General features: G+C 62.6%; 13 protein-coding genes and 2 pseudogenes. 7 read left to right on the forward strand and 8 right to left on the reverse strand.

Translation table 11 applies throughout. The annotated features are described in order from the left end of the window. The first annotated feature begins 45 nt into the window (after nucleotides 1–45). Complete coding sequence (locus P0D71_RS27305) at nucleotides 46–888, forward strand: shikimate dehydrogenase family protein (protein ID WP_408483033.1); 843 nt, start codon at nucleotides 46–48, stop codon at nucleotides 886–888. A 62-nt stretch (nucleotides 889–950) separates the two neighbouring features. On the opposite strand, the gene P0D71_RS27310 is transcribed toward P0D71_RS27305, so the two are convergent. The 4 genes from P0D71_RS27310 to P0D71_RS27325 form a co-directional block, all read right to left on the reverse strand. Further along, complete coding sequence (locus P0D71_RS27310; RefSeq protein ID WP_408483035.1) at nucleotides 951–2735, reverse strand: FAD-dependent oxidoreductase; 1785 nt, start codon at nucleotides 2733–2735, stop codon at nucleotides 951–953. 162 nt (nucleotides 2736–2897) lie between these two features. After that, on the reverse strand, nucleotides 2898–3182 hold the full coding sequence (locus P0D71_RS27315; protein ID WP_408483037.1) for a (2Fe-2S)-binding protein: 285 nt from the start codon (nucleotides 3180–3182) through the stop codon (nucleotides 2898–2900). Beyond that, nucleotides 3121–3411, reverse strand: coding sequence for an SDR family NAD(P)-dependent oxidoreductase (locus P0D71_RS27320; protein ID WP_408483072.1), 291 nt, complete (start codon nucleotides 3409–3411; stop codon nucleotides 3121–3123). The genes P0D71_RS27315 and P0D71_RS27320 overlap by 62 nt, the downstream gene beginning before the upstream one ends. A gap of 136 nt (nucleotides 3412–3547) precedes the next feature. Beyond that, nucleotides 3548–4456 (reverse strand): LysR family transcriptional regulator, encoded by a 909-nt coding sequence (locus tag P0D71_RS27325; RefSeq protein WP_408483039.1) that lies wholly within the window; start codon nucleotides 4454–4456, stop codon nucleotides 3548–3550. Nucleotides 4457–4604: 148 nt separating this feature from the next. Between P0D71_RS27325 and P0D71_RS27330 the strand changes: the two genes are divergently transcribed. Both P0D71_RS27330 and P0D71_RS27335 read left to right on the forward strand, forming a co-directional pair. Then, a complete protein-coding gene (locus tag P0D71_RS27330) occupies nucleotides 4605–5588 on the forward strand; it encodes an aldo/keto reductase (RefSeq protein WP_408483041.1) in 984 nt (327 codons plus the stop codon). Between the two features lie 90 nt (nucleotides 5589–5678). Then, nucleotides 5679–6962, forward strand: coding sequence for a multidrug effflux MFS transporter (locus tag P0D71_RS27335; RefSeq protein WP_408483043.1), 1284 nt, complete (start codon nucleotides 5679–5681; stop codon nucleotides 6960–6962). A gap of 141 nt (nucleotides 6963–7103) precedes the next feature. Here P0D71_RS27335 and P0D71_RS27340 read toward each other — a convergent pair whose 3' ends face one another. From P0D71_RS27340 to P0D71_RS27350, 3 genes and pseudogenes are all read right to left on the reverse strand, one after another. Beyond that, complete coding sequence (locus P0D71_RS27340; protein WP_408483045.1) at nucleotides 7104–8537, reverse strand: NAD(P)-binding domain-containing protein; 1434 nt, start codon at nucleotides 8535–8537, stop codon at nucleotides 7104–7106. Nucleotides 8538–8724: 187 nt separating this feature from the next. Further along, nucleotides 8725–9369, reverse strand: coding sequence for a cysteine dioxygenase family protein (locus P0D71_RS27345; RefSeq protein ID WP_408483047.1), 645 nt, complete (start codon nucleotides 9367–9369; stop codon nucleotides 8725–8727). A gap of 40 nt (nucleotides 9370–9409) precedes the next feature. Continuing rightward, a pseudogene (locus P0D71_RS27350) lies at nucleotides 9410–9786 on the reverse strand (ATP-binding cassette domain-containing protein); the annotation flags it as partial. Between the two features lie 163 nt (nucleotides 9787–9949). Between P0D71_RS27350 and P0D71_RS27355 the strand changes: the two are divergent. After that, nucleotides 9950–10450 (forward strand): annotated as a pseudogene (locus P0D71_RS27355) (transporter substrate-binding domain-containing protein); the annotation flags it as partial. Nucleotides 10451–10673: 223 nt separating this feature from the next. Here the strand turns inward: P0D71_RS27355 and P0D71_RS27360 are convergent. After that, entirely contained in the window at nucleotides 10674–11615 is a 942-nt protein-coding gene (locus P0D71_RS27360) for a LysR family transcriptional regulator (protein WP_408293911.1), read from the reverse strand. 475 nt (nucleotides 11616–12090) lie between these two features. Here P0D71_RS27360 and P0D71_RS27365 point away from each other — a divergent pair, with 475 nt between their 5' ends. The 3 genes from P0D71_RS27365 to P0D71_RS27375 are packed head-to-tail and all read left to right on the forward strand — an operon-like array spanning nucleotide 12091 to nucleotide 14910. Further along, entirely contained in the window at nucleotides 12091–13527 is a 1437-nt protein-coding gene (locus tag P0D71_RS27365) for an NAD-dependent succinate-semialdehyde dehydrogenase (protein ID WP_408483049.1), read from the forward strand. 13 nt (nucleotides 13528–13540) lie between these two features. Further along, complete coding sequence (locus P0D71_RS27370; RefSeq protein ID WP_408483051.1) at nucleotides 13541–13912, forward strand: carboxymuconolactone decarboxylase family protein; 372 nt, start codon at nucleotides 13541–13543, stop codon at nucleotides 13910–13912. Continuing rightward, complete coding sequence (locus P0D71_RS27375; protein WP_408483053.1) at nucleotides 13909–14910, forward strand: NAD(P)H-quinone oxidoreductase; 1002 nt, start codon at nucleotides 13909–13911, stop codon at nucleotides 14908–14910. The genes P0D71_RS27370 and P0D71_RS27375 overlap by 4 nt, the downstream gene beginning before the upstream one ends. Nucleotides 14911–14920 lie beyond the last annotated feature (10 nt).

The raw sequence follows: 14920 nt of genomic DNA on the forward strand, positions 1-14920 counted from the left end.
CGTTGCGCATGGGACACATAGACACCACAGGAGGTCGAACACAGCATGAGCCAGCAGAACCCATCTTCGTTTTCCCCGTCGCTCGATGAAGGCCTTAGCGGCGCGACGCGTATCTATTTCATTGTCGGCGACCCGATCGCCCAGGTCCGCTCGCCTGCCGGCGTCACGGGCGCGCTGCGGGCAGCGGGGCGCGACGCGCTGGTGGTGCCCGCCCACGTGGCGCCGGCCGATCTGCCCGCGTTCTTCGCGGGCGTCACGCCGATGCGCAACGTCGACGGCGTGATCATTACCGTGCCCCACAAGTTCAACGCGGCCGGGTACTGCGCGACGCTTTCCGACGAAGCGAGTTTCCTCGGCGCGGTCAATACGCTGCGTCGCACGCCCAACGGCGACTGGCACGGCGCCATGTTCGACGGCACAGGATTCGTGGCAGCGCTAACGAATGCGGGTTGTGATCTGACCGGCAAGCGCGCGTTGCTCGTGGGCGCAGGCGGGGCGGGATCGGCGATCGGTCACGCGCTAGTGAGTGCGGGCCTGATATCGCTCGATATACGTGATAACGACGCGGGCCGTACGACGTCTCTGGTCGACCGGCTCAATGCGCTGCAACGCGGCAGGGTGCGTAGCGTCGCCGCCGATGTGCAAGCGCACACGTTCGACATCGTGGTCAACGCGTCGCCGCTCGGCATGCGTGCGGACGACCCATTGCCGATCGATGTGTCACGCCTTCGAGCCGGGACCTTCGTGGGCGATGTCGTGACCAAACCGCCCCTGACACCCTTGATCGAAGCAGCGCGCGCACGGGGATGCCAGACGGTGACAGGCACGCAGATGTTCGGCCGCGTCTGCGACCGCATGGTGGAGTTTTTGCTGGACGTGCTGCAATAAGTAAAACGCGCTGTGCACACGCGAAACAGCGTGTGCACAGCGCGCTAGAAGAAGTCCTGCCGTCAGTGGGTGGGAAGCGGCATCCGGTTCGACACCTCTGATGCGCCGGTGGTGGCGAGCTCCTCATTGTCATGAGGTTCGTAGTCCATGGCATTCGCCGCATGGCGGCCGGCGACGTAACCGAACGTCATTGCAGGACCGAGGTTGATGCCGCCCGACGGATAGAAACCGCCCATCACACTGGCCATGTCCGTTCCCACCGCATACAGGCCGGCAACAGGTTGGCCATTCTCGTCGAGCACCTGAGCGGAGCCGTTGGTCTTCAGGCCTGCGAACGTGCCGAAGCTGCCCGGGAATACCTTGACCGCGTAAAAAGGTCCGTGCTCGATCGGCGCGACGCAAGGATTCGGGCCTTTGTGCAAAGGGTCGCCCCCCTTTCGGTTATACGGCGTGGAGCCGCGCCCAAACTGAGGGTCCTCACCACGGCGCGCATGCTCGTTGTAGAAGCTGACCGTGGCCGCCAGCGCATCAGGATCGATACCGCAACGCTTCGCCAGCTCTTCGATCGTTGAACCTCGTTGCAGATAACCGCTGCGGATCAAAGATCCGACCGGCACAGGGAAAGGCCGTGCGTAACCCAGACCATACCGGCGCAGAAACCGGTGATCGCAGACAAGCCACGACGCGACTTCCTGCCCCTCCGGCGCCGCCGCGACCATGGCGGAGGTGTAGTCGTAGTAACCGTCCGCCTCGTTCACGAAGCGCTTGCCGTTGGAGAGCACGCCGACGACACCGGGCTTGGCGCGGTCGATAATGTGCGGGAAGTGGCCAATGCTGCCGTCAGCGTGCTTAACTTTCGACACGGGCGCCCAGGCGGCAGCCGAGGCGACATCCGTGACAAGGCAGCCACCCGCCGATTCGCCCAGACTCACGCCGTCGCCAGAGCAACTCTCGGGCGGCAAGGCGAGGTGTTCGCGGCCGGTGGGTGTGCGTGGAAAAAGCGCCTTGCGCCGTGTCACATCATTTGGGAACCCGCCGGCGGCCAACACGACGCCCTTCGCCGCGCGAATCGTTATTTCGCCCCGGGCCGTCGAGACGACTGCCCCTCGAACCGCCTTACCCTCGAACACCAACCTCGTTGCAGGTGCGGACTCCATCAAGGTCACACCCAGGTCCTGCGCCGACCTGGCAAGGCGCGCGACCAGTGCGACACCGTTCACCAGTTGCATGGCGCGGCCGTACAGCGCCAGATCGAGCAGATGCCGCGTGAAACGCCTTGTGACGTGCGTGAAGGACTTGAGAGAGCGCGTCACGCTCAGAAAAGCCATCAGGTCCGCGCCCGCCATGATCGGCATGCCCATGAACGAGGTTTCGCGCATTGTCTTGCGCAGACGTTTGATCAGCGGGCCGACCTGCCGCCCATCGTACGGTGCGGCAATGACCTGATGACCCTGTGTTGCTGCACCTTCGACGTTGCCATGTACATCAGGAATGCCGTTGCCGTCTACAAACTGCAGCGACGTATGCTGTTCGAAGAAGGACACCATGTGCGCGCAGTTGTCGAGAAATGCATCGATACGCTCCGGGTCGTAGCGGCGGCCGAGTTCGTTCCTGAGGTAGGTGCGGGGCTGTTGCGGGTCTTCATTGATGCCCGCGCGCCTCGCCAGCGGATTGCCTGGAACCCACATCCAGCCGCCCGACCATGCCGTTGCACCACCGAATACGGCGTCTTTTTCCACTACGACGACCTTGAGACCATGCCATGCCGCAGTGACCGCCGCGGCCAGCCCCGAGGCGCCGGAGCCGATCACGAGCAGGTCGCAGTCCATCTGGGTTGAAGTGTTCATTTCCACAGTTACTACGAGATGAGCCCTGGTGGGGCGCTGAATCTGTCATGGCCGGGCTTATCGACGACCGAGCCCCCGGTCAACGTCTGAAGATATAAATGACGTTATTTGTTGAATACTATTCCAGATTAGAAGAATTGTGTCAATGTCGTCCGCTTGCATTCATGGAGCACGCGGGGCGTCGGAACGACGAGTCTCAAACGAAGATTCTATTTTTGCGCGAGGTCGACATTGCGTCACGCTCATGACTTCGCGCACGCTGGCGTCGTCGGCAGCCATGTTGGGGTCGCGCAGAATCGCGACGGCGCTCATCATCTGTCCGGTCGTACAGTAGCCGCATTGATATGCGTCGTACTCCCAGTACGCTTGCTGAACAGGATGGAGCTCACCGTTTCTCTCCAGCCCTTCGATCGTGGTGATGTGATCGCCTTCGTGCCGGATCGCCACTGAGAGACGAGTGCGGCATCAGGCGCGCGTTGTTGAGCATGACATCGACCCGCCCGTATTGCTCGACCGCCGTGTCGACGAGATGTTTGACCTGTGCCGCATCGGTGACATCGGTCGCGACGGCCAGCGCCACTCCGCCATCCGCGACGATTGTCTCGGCCAGCGCATTGGTCCGGTCGAGCCGCCGCGCGCCCAGCACGACAATCGCGCCCTGCGACGTGCGCGCAATTCACAAATCGTCTTTAAGCACGCAACACTAGCAGGGAGTTTCAACCCAACGCGCGGGAAAGACTCTCCAAATTGAAATCGACAAGCTCTACGAAACACCCGAGCATGCGCGCGGCGTGGCCGCCTGAAGCCGGCAATCAACGCACACCGGCGGTGTTGGCCCAATCCCGCACCGCCTGTGCGAACAGCCGGAGCGCAGTGGGAGGATGGCGGTTCGCGGGGTAATAGAGGCTCAAGCCCGGAAACGACGGGCTCCATTCGGCCAGCACCTGAATGAGCCGCCCCGCCGCGAGGTGTTCGGCAACCAGATAGTCAGGCACCCAGGCAATGCCGATGCCCACCAGCGCCGCCTCGACCATCAGGTTCGTGTTGCCCAGCGTCATGGGGCCGTCGACATCAATACTCGCGCTTTTGCCGTGATATTCGAGATCCCACCGATAGAGCGTGCCGCTCTCGAAGCGGAACCGGATGCAGCGGTGTTTCGCCAGATCGTGCGGTGCCTTCGGCGCCTCGTGGCGCGCAAAGTAATCAGGCGACGCCACCGCGGCAAAGCGCAGGTCGGGGCCGAACCTCACGGCGATCATGTCGCGCGGCACATCCTCAAGAACGCGGATGCCGGCATCGAAACCGTCGGCCACGATGTCGACGAGCCGCGTGTCCACGACGAATTCCACGTGGATATCCGGGTAAGTCGCCAGAAAATCGGGCAGCACGTGCCGGACGATCGACTTCGCCGCTGATTCGGAGGCGCTGATACGGATCGAACCCGACGGGCGGTCGCGTGCGAAAGCCACCTCGTTCACGGCGTCTTCGAGGTCGGCAATGGCGGGCCCGACTCGCCGCAGCAGTTGTTCGCCCGCCTCGGTCAGCGCGACCGAGCGGGTGGTCCGGTTGAAGAGGCGCACGTCGAGTCTGGCTTCAAGTCCCCGCATGGCGTGACTCAACGCGGACGGCGACACCCCCAAGGTCCGCGCCGCCGCACTGAAGCTGCGCTGATGAGCGATCGCGACGAATGCGGTCAGTTCAGATAAGCCGGCTCGCAACATAAGTGAATTTTCCTCATAACCTTTTGCAATTCTAGCCATATTGTTGAGCTACGCACAACAGCCTAAGCTTGAGGCTGTTGAACGTCGCGTGGCGCCCGTGCGAACAGGCCGCCTTCCACGCTCGTCACTTTTCGAAAGGAGAATGCAGATGCAAAAGCGCAAACTTGGAAACAGCGGTCTCGAAGTCTCGGCACTAGGCCTCGGCTGCATGGGTTTGAGCTACGGCTATGGACCGGCCACCGAGAAGACGGCAGGCATCAAGCTGATTCAGTCGGCTTTCGAAAAAGGCGTCACGTTTTTCGATACCGCCGAAGCCTACGGTCCGTTCTTCAACGAAGAACTGGTCGGAGAAGCCGTTGCGCCGTTTCGCGATCAGGTGGTGATTGCAACCAAGTTCGGCTTCACGGAAGGCGACGTGACCAAAGGCGTCGACAGCCGGCCCGAACGCATCCGTGCGGTCGCCGAGGCATCGCTCAAGCGGCTGAAAACCGATCGTATCGACCTCTTCTACCAACATCGCGTCGATCCGAATGTGCCTCTCGAAGACGTGGCCGGCGCCGTCAAGGATCTGATCGCACAAGGCAAGGTCAAGCACTTCGGCATGTCCGAAGCCGGCGCGCAGTCGATCCGCCGCGCCCACGCCGTACAGCCGGTGACAGCATTGCAGAGCGAGTATTCGTTGTGGTGGCGCGAGCCGGAAGAGACGGTGCTACCCACGCTGAAAGAACTGGGCATCGGTTTCGTGCCGTTCAGCCCGCTCGGCAAGGGCTTCCTGACCGGCGCGATCGATGCGACCACGTCGTTCGACAAGACCGATTTTCGCAATGTCGTGCCGCGTTTCTCCGAAGAGAACCGTAAGGCCAACGCCGGCCTCGTCGAGGTACTCGGCAAAATTGCCGATGGCAAGGGTGCGACGCGCGCGCAGATCGCGCTTGCGTGGCTGCTGGCGCAACAGCCGTGGATCGTGCCGATTCCGGGCACGACCAAGATCCATCGGCTGGAAGAAAACATTGGCGCGGCCGCGGTCGAATTGTCGGCGGCCGATCTCGCTGCTATCGAAGCGGCGTTGAAGCAGATCAAGGTCGTGGGTGATCGTTATCCGGCCCATTTGCAGCAGCGCGTCGACCGCTAGACCAACGTTTCGCCCCACCCGTTTGCGCCTGCGTCGTCGCAAGGTTGCGGCAACGCAGGAGCGCTATTGGCTTAAAAGAAATGCCAGATCATGTCGTTGAATAATCGCTCACCCGCTCCAGCGGCATCATTGCCCGGCACTGCAACGGAACGCGTGACGCCCGCGGCCGACCAGCAAGGTCTGCGGATCCTCGCCATATTGAGCCTCCTGATGGCGTTCGCGTCGATCTCGACGGACCTGTATCTGCCTGCCCTGCCCGCGATGGCGCTCTCGCTGCACGCCGACACCGGTGCGATCGAGCTGACGATCTCCAGCTATCTGATCGGGTTCAGTGTGGGCCAACTGCTGTGGGGTCCTATCGGCGACCGTTACGGCCGCCGTATGCCGATCGCCATCGGACTCGTGCTGTTCATCATTGGATCGGCCGGCTGTGCGCTGTCGGCCAGCAGCGGTGCGCTGGTCGGCTGGCGAGTCGTGCAGGCCGGGGGCGCGTGCGCGAGTGTCGTGCTCGCCCGCGCGATGGTGCGCGATCTCTACACCGGCCATCGCGCGGCCCAGATGATGTCGACACTGATGACGATCATGGCGATCGCGCCGCTGATCGGACCGAGCGTGGGTGGCCTCATTCTTCACGTGGCGTCATGGCGCGCGATTTTCTGGGTGCTGGTCGGTGTCGGGCTGGCGACGCTCGCCGCATTGGGCGCATTGCCCGAAACGCTACCCGAGGCGCGCCGCAATCACGAACCGCTCGGCCGCGCGCTCGCCGCCTATGCCACGCTATTGCAGCATCGCCGGGTGCTCGGCTACGCGGGCGCAGGCGGATTCCTTTACGGCGGCGTGTACGCGTATGTTGCCGGCACGCCGTTCGCATACATCACCTATCACCACGTTTCGCCGCAGCGCTATGGCGTGCTGTTTGCAGCGGGCATCGCTGGCATCATGATCACGAACCAGATCAACGCGAGGCTGGTGAGACGCTACGGGAGTGATCGCCTGATGCGTGCCGGCACGTGGGGCGCGGCAATCGCGGGCATGCTGCTAGCCATCGACGCATGGACGGACTGGGGCGGGCTGGCCGGCCTCGTGATTCCCCTGTTCCTTTTCGTTTCAGCGACCGGCTTTATCGTCGCCAATGCGATTGCGGGTGCGCTCGGCACATTTCCCGCGCGCGCCGGCACCATGTCGGCGCTCATCGGCGCAAGCCAGTACGGTACCGGCGTTCTCGGCTCGGCACTCGTGGGCTTATTCGCCGATGGCACGCCCTGGCCGATGGGCGCCGTGATCGCGGCGATGGGGATCGGCAGCCTGCTTTGCGCCACGCTGCTCGTGCCGCGGCCTGTCGCGATCTCCGGCGTAGCGACCACAGCTAAATGAGACCTTGCGGGTAATACCCGGCTCACCTGCTTTGCTGACCGAATCGACCTCGGCATCAACTACGTGGACTCTGCTCCGGCGCACAAACGACAGTCGTGACAACGGAGATGCAGACGCCAGGCGCACCTGCATCTCCTCTCCTCAAGCGTTGGACGCCTCACGCTGCCAGACGCTCGACGCATACGCCGTTTCGTCGAAATCCGCCGGGACATCCGCCGCAAGTCGCGCGGCATGCGAATCGAGATCTGCAAGAAAGAGGTCGCGGCTGATACGGCGGACCACCGCGGGAATATCGCGCTTCATACTCGGCACGTCACCTACCGGCACACCGGCGCTGACGAAACCCGCCGGGTTGTAGACGTGGATGTCTTTCAGATACGGCGCCTGTCCCGGCGATTTCTCCAGATACTCCAGCGCCGCGCCGAGATACGGATGCGCGCCGAGCCCTTCGTCGGCATCGCTGGCGGGTGGTGCGTACTGATCGCTCCACAGCCGGATGTGCGACGCGAAATCCACCAGCTCTGCCCGCGCCGATGGATCGATGAAATAGCCCGTGCCCGCAATCGCAAAGTCGAACTCGAACGTCTCGCCCGACACCTGCGCCGCGATGCGCCCTTCCACTTCACGCGCGGATTCCCATTGCGCGCCGGTATGCAGGTGAAAGTTCGGAAAACGTGTGACGCGCTGAAGCGAGTCCAGCGGTGCGGTCGATCCCGAGCGCTTGAAGCGAAGCGCCTGCGCCCAACGCAGCGCGTCGGGCAAATCGAAATAGTTGTCGTAGGCGCCGGGGTAGGCGCGCGCACGTGAGACCGGCACGGCCGCCAGCGCCGCACGTCGCACGAACAGATGCACGTTGGCCGCGCCCGCTTCGAGTGCGGTCGCCGCCGCATCGAATGCGGAGGCCGCGCCGCCGAGCACCGCGACTGACTTGCCGCGCAACGCGGCAAAGTCGATGTCGTGCGACGTATGCGCCACTAACAACGCCGGCAATTGTGCCAATACGCGCGGCACGAACGCGCCGCCATTGCCCGCTACACCGTTGCACAGCAGCACCTTGCGCGCCGTCTCGACGCGCGCGTTGCCACTCTCTTCGAGATGCAGGCGGAAATGTGTGCCCAGCGGTTCGATTCTCACGAGCCGTGTGCCGTAACGAATCGGGATGCCGAGAAATTCGCGGTACCACGCCAGATACTGCGCCCACTGCTCACGCGGAATGCGATCGATCTCGCGATACGACGCCGCGCCGAAACGCGCTTCGTGCCACGCCTGAAAGCTGAGCCCCGGCAAACCGACTTCAGGCCCGACCAGCGACTTCGGCGTACGCAGCTTGTTCATGCGCGCGCGGGTCAGCCACACGCCGGCCTTCGACGCGTCATTGGCTGCATCGATCACGCTCACTCGGCCGATGCCGGCCCGCCGCAGCGCAAACGCGAACGCACAGCCGGTCTGCCCACCACCGACGATGAACACGTTGTGATCGATACCCGGCTGGTCCGGGACCCAGTTCTCGGGCGCCGGACCGAGCAGTTCGAGGGTGCGGCGCGCTTCGTCGTCGGGGTGAGTCGTGTGTGTCATCGATCTGTTTTCCTTGTTGGCGGCATATTGCCGATTCAGTTCGCGCAACCGTTGCGAAGGCGGCATGTGTCACTTGTTCCCTTCGTCGGTCAGGAAGCCCGTGCAGTGCCGGTCCTGGGCGATCCTGTCGTCGGCGCGATCGATGCGTGCAGAACGCGCGTCAGCAATCCATCGCCGCGCGCCGACATCAGCCGACCGCCTGGGTCGCGCGTTGCATGTGCGTCGCGTTGTAACGCACCACGAGACCTGTATCAGTTTCGAAGCCAAGTCTCCCTGTCAACGTTTCGAGCGGCCGGCCGTACAGGTGAAAGTGCAGCGTAGGTTCCGCGCCGCCCACATGAATGCTGTGGATATCGTCCGGCAGAAATGCGATCGGCACGCCTGGGCGCACCACCACTTCCTGGGCCAGTTCGAGTTGCGCGCGATCCGGGTCGCGGCCATCGTCGATACGCCGGTAGAGGCGGTTGAGTTCCGCGCCGTCGATTGCAGCGATCACGGCCCATGTGTCGTGGTTATGCGGGATCGTCGTCTTGCCCGGCAATAGCGAGTTCAGATAAAGCGCGAAACCGTCTTCACCCGGGTTGAGCCGGTAGCGAGTCGACGTGTCGCCGCTGCCGGGTTGCGGCGGCGGAAAGTCAGCGGCATCGAACAGCGTGCGATGGGTCGCGAGTTCGAGCAGCCGTTCACTCAGCGCTTTGATCGCTCCGCGCGTCACGCCCTTTTCGCCGATGATGCGGCGGGCGTCGGCGAGTAGTGCCTGCACGGCTTCGTGTCGTTGAGCGGAGAGGTCGTTGCGGGTTTCGTCAGTCGTGGTGGTGGTGGTCGTGGTCATGATCGTGAGGAATGGGACGAATTGCGCTCGCGGCGAGGACCGGATCGAGCGCCGACATCACTTCGTCGAAAAGGATCCGGTCGGGCTGCATTGCCAGCGAGCGTGCTATTGCTACGCGTTGCTGCTGACCGCCCGACAATGCGCCCGGATACCTCGGGCTTTGTCCGCGAGACGCACTTTGGCGAGCAGCACATGGGCGTTGGTTTTCTTCGCGCGCACGTCGATGCCGTCGACGTGAATCTCGCTGGTTTGCGGCACGTTGCGCAGTGAAAGCAATGCCCCGTTACCGCGCTGTCGCGCGACTTGCAGGGTATCGCTATCGGCGAGCGCGGCCGGCGCCTGCGCGCGCGCCATGGCCGCTGCGTTGGGCGCGATACCGATGCGCGCCGCGCGCTCGGAGAGAGCCAGTTTCGTCATTCGTTGGGTGTCCTGTCGTGAGTGCGAGGCGGTCGTGCCGGTATTCGAGTGGACGTCCGATCAACCGGCCGCCGAACCAGCCGCAAATTATTTTAGGAACGCAAAAGACATTCGCTAACCAATGAATGCGCGAAACCTTATCTATCGATCTGCTATGTGAGAGAAAAACTCGCAGCCGCGCGGCATCAACGTGGACCTTGCGAACGACATCGCCAAGCGGCCCGGTGCGAAGATCCAATTGGCTTCGGTACAGCCCTCTACTCGTGTACAGTTCCTGCAGCAATGCAAGGTCGACATCCTGATCGCCAATATGGAATACAACCGGCAGCGTGGGGAGATTCGCGATCACGTGCCGACACCGTACTATCGTGTGGGCGGTACGGCGATCATCCCGAAATCGAGCGGCATCACGAAATGGGAAGATTTGCGCGGCAAGCCGGTGTGCATCTCGCAGGGCAGCAGCTATATCCGGCCGGTCGTGGAGAGGTACGGCGCGCTTCCACGCGCGTTTCCCGGCGCGTCGCAATCGCTGCCCGCATTGCGCGGCGGGAGTTGTGTCGCGGCTGTACATGACGCTGCACCGCTGCTTTATCCGTTACAACAGCGCGACCCGGAATGGCGCGATTACCGGACCATTCAACCGGCGCTCGAACCGGCTTCGTCGGATTTCGCAATTCACGCGCTGGCTGGAGAAGCGGCTTGACGCGGGATGACGCATTGACCTGCTTGCGAATCTACCGCACGGAATCGTTGATCCGCGTGTGCAGATTCCTGACCTGATCGTCAGATGGCTACACGGCGATGACGGCTGCGTCCAGTTCGACCAGAGGCACAACGGTCCTCCTCTTTCCGCCGCGACAAGCTGACATCGGAACACACTGTTCCGTCTAAGATGGCGCACATTCGATCGCAAGCTCATTTGCGTAAGTTTGCAACTGCTCGCCGACCTGAGCTTTTAGCGCATCAACAAAGCGCTTGATTTTCGCGTCTACGAACTGCCGTGACGGATAGACCGCGTACACATTCCGCTCGTAGGTGTGAAATTGCGGCAGCACACGAACGAGCGTTCCCTTACGCAGGTCGTCGATCGCGGAGAATGCCGCAAGCAACCCTATTCCAGCGCCGTCGCGCAACGCCACGGCCATGGCCTCCATGTCGTTCACACTGAAGTGCGGGCCGGAGGGCCGGAAAACGGCGGTGTCGGAGGAACTCTGAAGATGCCATTCGTCGGGTGTGTAATCCACGGTGCTCAGCAGGACGTGCGCATGATCGGCCAGATCTTCCGGCTTCTCGGGCGCGGGATGCCGCGCCAGGTACGCAGGGGAAGCAGCCAGCACACAATGGCTGCTTCCAATCTTCTGGCTGACATAGGCAGAATCGGGCAACGCGCGGGCGATCACGACAGCCAGATCGAGTTGTTCCTCGAGGAGGTTGGGCATGCGTTGCGAGAGCAGCAAGTCGACCGAAACCTCCGGATACGCTTCGCGGTAAGAAAGCACCGCACGCGTTACAAGCTCACGCCCCAGCCCCGGCACGGCGTGAACGCGCAACGTCCCACGCGGCTCGAGCAACGCGCTGCTCGCCTCGGCTTCGGCATGCTCGATGTCGGCCAGGATCGACACGCAGCGCTCGTAAAAGCGGCGGCCCGCGTCGGTGACGACGAGGCGTCGCGTTGACCTTTGCAACAGTCGCGTGTTGAGCCCTTCCTCGAGCACTGAAACGGCTCGCGAAACATTACCGACCGTGGTATCGAGATGGTTGGCGACGGCAGTGAAACTGCTCATCTCCACGACCTTCACGAATACCGACATGTTGTAGACCTTGTCCATTCCGATTCTTCCCGTTGAGCTTTCATTCTTCTTTCCTCAATCGCGTGCGACAGGTTCAAAGCTACGCCACAAGCACACCCAGCATGATACGCGTGGGGTTCGCCGAGAGCAGAGACGGGGTCAGGCAGCTCTATTCCCCCAGGTAGCACGTTCAAAAACAGCACGGGCGTTCCAAAAAAAACGGCGCGATTTTCCCTCCAGCAACAAGACTGATTCTTTCCTGCTCCCCTAAAAGCCGATCGTCTTCAGGCCTAGACTTCGTTCCGTAGTCAGGCACTCGCTGCACTTCACACCGAATGGAGCACCGCTTTCCTTCCAGGAACCGAAAGATGAAACGCACGCTTTCCATGCTCATGCTCGCCGCCACGCTCGCGGTGCCTATCCGAGCAACCTGATCAGACGTGCTTCGATTGCGCGAACATACCGCTCTCTTGATACGGATGCCTAATTTTTAATTATTGATGGAGGTAACATCATGAACGCAAGCTACGAACCGCTATACCTGTTTATCGACGGCAAATGGATTACTGCACAAGAACGCGAAACCGCACCGGTCGTCAACCCTGCCACGAAACGCGAACTGGGCCGCGTGCCGCTCGCCACTAGCGCCGATCTCGACCACGCGCTCGCTGTCACACGCCGCGCATTCGAGGTCTGGCGCAAGACGGTACCCGCCGAACGCGCGCGCATTCTCAGGAGCGCCGCCGAGCTTATGCGCGAACGCGCGCCGCGAATCGCAGAACTGATGACGCTCGAAGAAGGTAAGCCGCTTGCCGAGAGCCGCGATGAAGTACTGCGTGCCGCGGAGTACTTCGAATGGTTCGCGGAAGAGGCGCGCCGCATCGACGGCCGCGTGGTGCCGTCGAACTGCCCTGGCGTGCAGCAACTTGTGAAAAAGCAGGCAATCGGTCCGGTGGCCGCTTTCACACCTTGGAATTTCCCGGCCATCACGCCCGCTCGCAAGCTCTCGGCGGCGCTGGCAGCAGGCTGCAGCGTGATCATCAAGCCCGGCGAGGAAAGCCCCGCCACCGCCCTCGCGCTGGCCCGCGCGCTCGACGACGCAGGTCTGCCCAAAGGTGTTTTGCAGGTGGTGTTCGGCGTGCCCGATGAGGTCTCGAAGCAGTTGATCGCATCACCGGGGATCCGCAAAGTCACCTTCACGGGTTCGGTGCCCATCGGCCGTCTGCTCTCGGCGCGCGCGGCGGAAGGCGTCAAGCCCATCACACTCGAGCTCGGCGGCCACGGCCCGGTACTGGTGTTCGACGACGCCGACGTGGAGAAGGCGGCCGTCGACGGTGCGGCTAACCGCTTTCGCGGCACCGGCCAGGTCTGCATCTCGTCGACGAGATTCCTGATCCAGCGCGGCGTCTACGAGGAGTTCGTCGAACATTTTGTGCGGGCAACAAAGGCACTCAGGGTGGGCGACGGCATGGAACCCGACACCCAGGTCGGGCCGCTTGCCAATCCGCGCCAGCTTGCCAAGATGGAAGAACTGGTGGCGGACGCGGTGGCGCGCGGCGCAAAAGTGCTCGCGGGCGGCAAACGGATTGAAGGCGACGGCTACTTTTTCGAGCCGACCGTGCTCGCCGACGTGCCGATGGACGCACGCGTCATGCACGAAGAGCCGTTCGGCCCGATCGCCGTGCTGATGCGCTTCGAATCACTCGCCGACGGTCTTGCCGAAGCGAACCGTCTGCCGTACGGCCTTTCCGCCTATGCATTCACGCAGAACGCACGCACCGCGATCGACGTAGGCGATGGCCTTGAGGCCGGCATGATCGGCATTAACCAATACCGCATTGTCGCGACCGAACTGCCGTTTGGCGGCATGAAGGAAAGCGGTCACGGTTCGGAAGGCGGTGTCGAGGGTATCGAGTACTACCTCACGCACAAGTTCATCAGCCAGGCTTGAAAGGAGAATCGTCATGTCACACGCAGATTTCAGCAGCCCACGCGAAGCAGCGCGCGCCTTCACGCCGAAACTCGCAGAGTTCGTCGACGCCACGCTCTATCCGAAAATCTGGAACGACCCCGCGCTTTCGCTGCGCGACCGTAGTCTCGTGACGGTCGCCGCGCTGATCGCGGGCGGCCATCTCGACGAACTCCCCGCGCATTTGCGCCGCGCCGTGAATAACGGCGTGACATCCGAAGAACTGTCCGCCGCGATCACCCACCTCGCGTTTTACGCAGGTTTTCCGGCCGCGATCTCGGCCTCTGCCGTTGCGCAGGCCACGCTTGCCACGCCACACGAGCGTGCTTTGAACCCGAGCCAAACAACCAAGGAAGCGCAATCATGAAAGCCATCACATTCGAAGAATTCGGCGATGCCGACGTGCTGAAACTTGCCGACGTGCCGGTACCGGAGGTACGTCCCGACGATCTGCTGGTGCGCGTGCATGCCGCCGGCGTGAACCGAGCAGATCTGACACATCGCCGGGGCGGCTATGGCCGTCCCAACTTCGGCGACTCGACCATCATGGGCCTTGAAATAGCGGGTGAAGTGATCGAGGTCGGCAACGAGGTGCAGGGTTACAAAGTGGGCGATCGCGTGATGGGCGTAGTAGGCGGGGGCGCGTACGCAGAGGTTGCACGCATCGACTGGCGCATGGCAATGCCGATTCCCGCCGTGCTCGACTACGTGCACGCCGCGGCGATTCCCGAAGTGTTCGTCACCGCTCACGAAGCGATGCTGCATCTTGGGGGCTTACAGCGCGGCGACTCCGTTCTGATTCACGCGGCGGCAGGGGGTGTGGGCTCGGCCGCGGTCCAACTGGCGTATGCGACCGGTGCACGGGTCTTCGCTACAGCCGAAGGCAGCAAGCTTGAGCGCGTCGTGCAACTTGGGGCCGACGTGGTCATCGACTATCGCACTGAAGATTTCACTGAAGTCATCAAGAAGACGACGAACGGCCGAGGAGTTGACGTCGTGATCGACTTCGTGGGCGCCCCGTATTTCGCGCGCAACGTGGCTGCGCTCGCGAATGGCGGTCGGCTGATCCAGGTCGGCATTCTTGGCGGTGGCGCTCAGGTGGCCGTCGAACTGGAACAGATCCTTTACCGTCACCTGCAGATCAAGGGAACGGTGATGAAGTCCCGCCCGCAAGAGGAAAAACACGCGATGGTGCGGCGTTTTCGCGAGCATTGGCTCGAGCGCTTCGACGGCGGTGCCCGCCTGGAGCCGGTCGTGGACAGCACATTTGCGCTCGCTCGGGCCGCTGATGCACATCGGCGCATGGAATCAGCCGCCAATGTTGGAAAGATCATCCTGACCATGGCGGCAGACGACCTGGTGTGATGTGCATCGA

Origin of the sequence: Paraburkholderia sp. RL17-383-BIF-A (genome assembly GCF_046028015.1) — a bacterium.
Lineage (GTDB): Bacteria > Pseudomonadota > Gammaproteobacteria > Burkholderiales > Burkholderiaceae > Paraburkholderia.

Excerpts from the sequence above, each read along its gene's own strand:
- P0D71_RS27305 (WP_408483033.1), top strand. The coding sequence starts at position 46 with ATGAGCCAGCAGAACCCATCTTCGTTTTCCCCGTCGCTCGATGAAGGC.
- P0D71_RS27310 (WP_408483035.1), bottom strand. The coding sequence starts at position 2,735 with ATGAACACTTCAACCCAGATGGACTGCGACCTGCTCGTGATCGGCTCC.
- P0D71_RS27325 (WP_408483039.1), bottom strand. The coding sequence starts at position 4,456 with ATGTTGCGAGCCGGCTTATCTGAACTGACCGCATTCGTCGCGATCGCT.
- P0D71_RS27330 (WP_408483041.1), top strand. The coding sequence starts at position 4,605 with ATGCAAAAGCGCAAACTTGGAAACAGCGGTCTCGAAGTCTCGGCACTA.
- P0D71_RS27335 (WP_408483043.1), top strand. The coding sequence starts at position 5,679 with ATGTCGTTGAATAATCGCTCACCCGCTCCAGCGGCATCATTGCCCGGC.
- P0D71_RS27340 (WP_408483045.1), bottom strand. The coding sequence starts at position 8,537 with ATGACACACACGACTCACCCCGACGACGAAGCGCGCCGCACCCTCGAA.
- P0D71_RS27345 (WP_408483047.1), bottom strand. The coding sequence starts at position 9,369 with ATGACCACGACCACCACCACCACGACTGACGAAACCCGCAACGACCTC.
- P0D71_RS27360 (WP_408293911.1), bottom strand. The coding sequence starts at position 11,615 with ATGGACAAGGTCTACAACATGTCGGTATTCGTGAAGGTCGTGGAGATG.
- P0D71_RS27365 (WP_408483049.1), top strand. The coding sequence starts at position 12,091 with ATGAACGCAAGCTACGAACCGCTATACCTGTTTATCGACGGCAAATGG.
- P0D71_RS27370 (WP_408483051.1), top strand. The coding sequence starts at position 13,541 with ATGTCACACGCAGATTTCAGCAGCCCACGCGAAGCAGCGCGCGCCTTC.
- P0D71_RS27375 (WP_408483053.1), top strand. The coding sequence starts at position 13,909 with ATGAAAGCCATCACATTCGAAGAATTCGGCGATGCCGACGTGCTGAAA.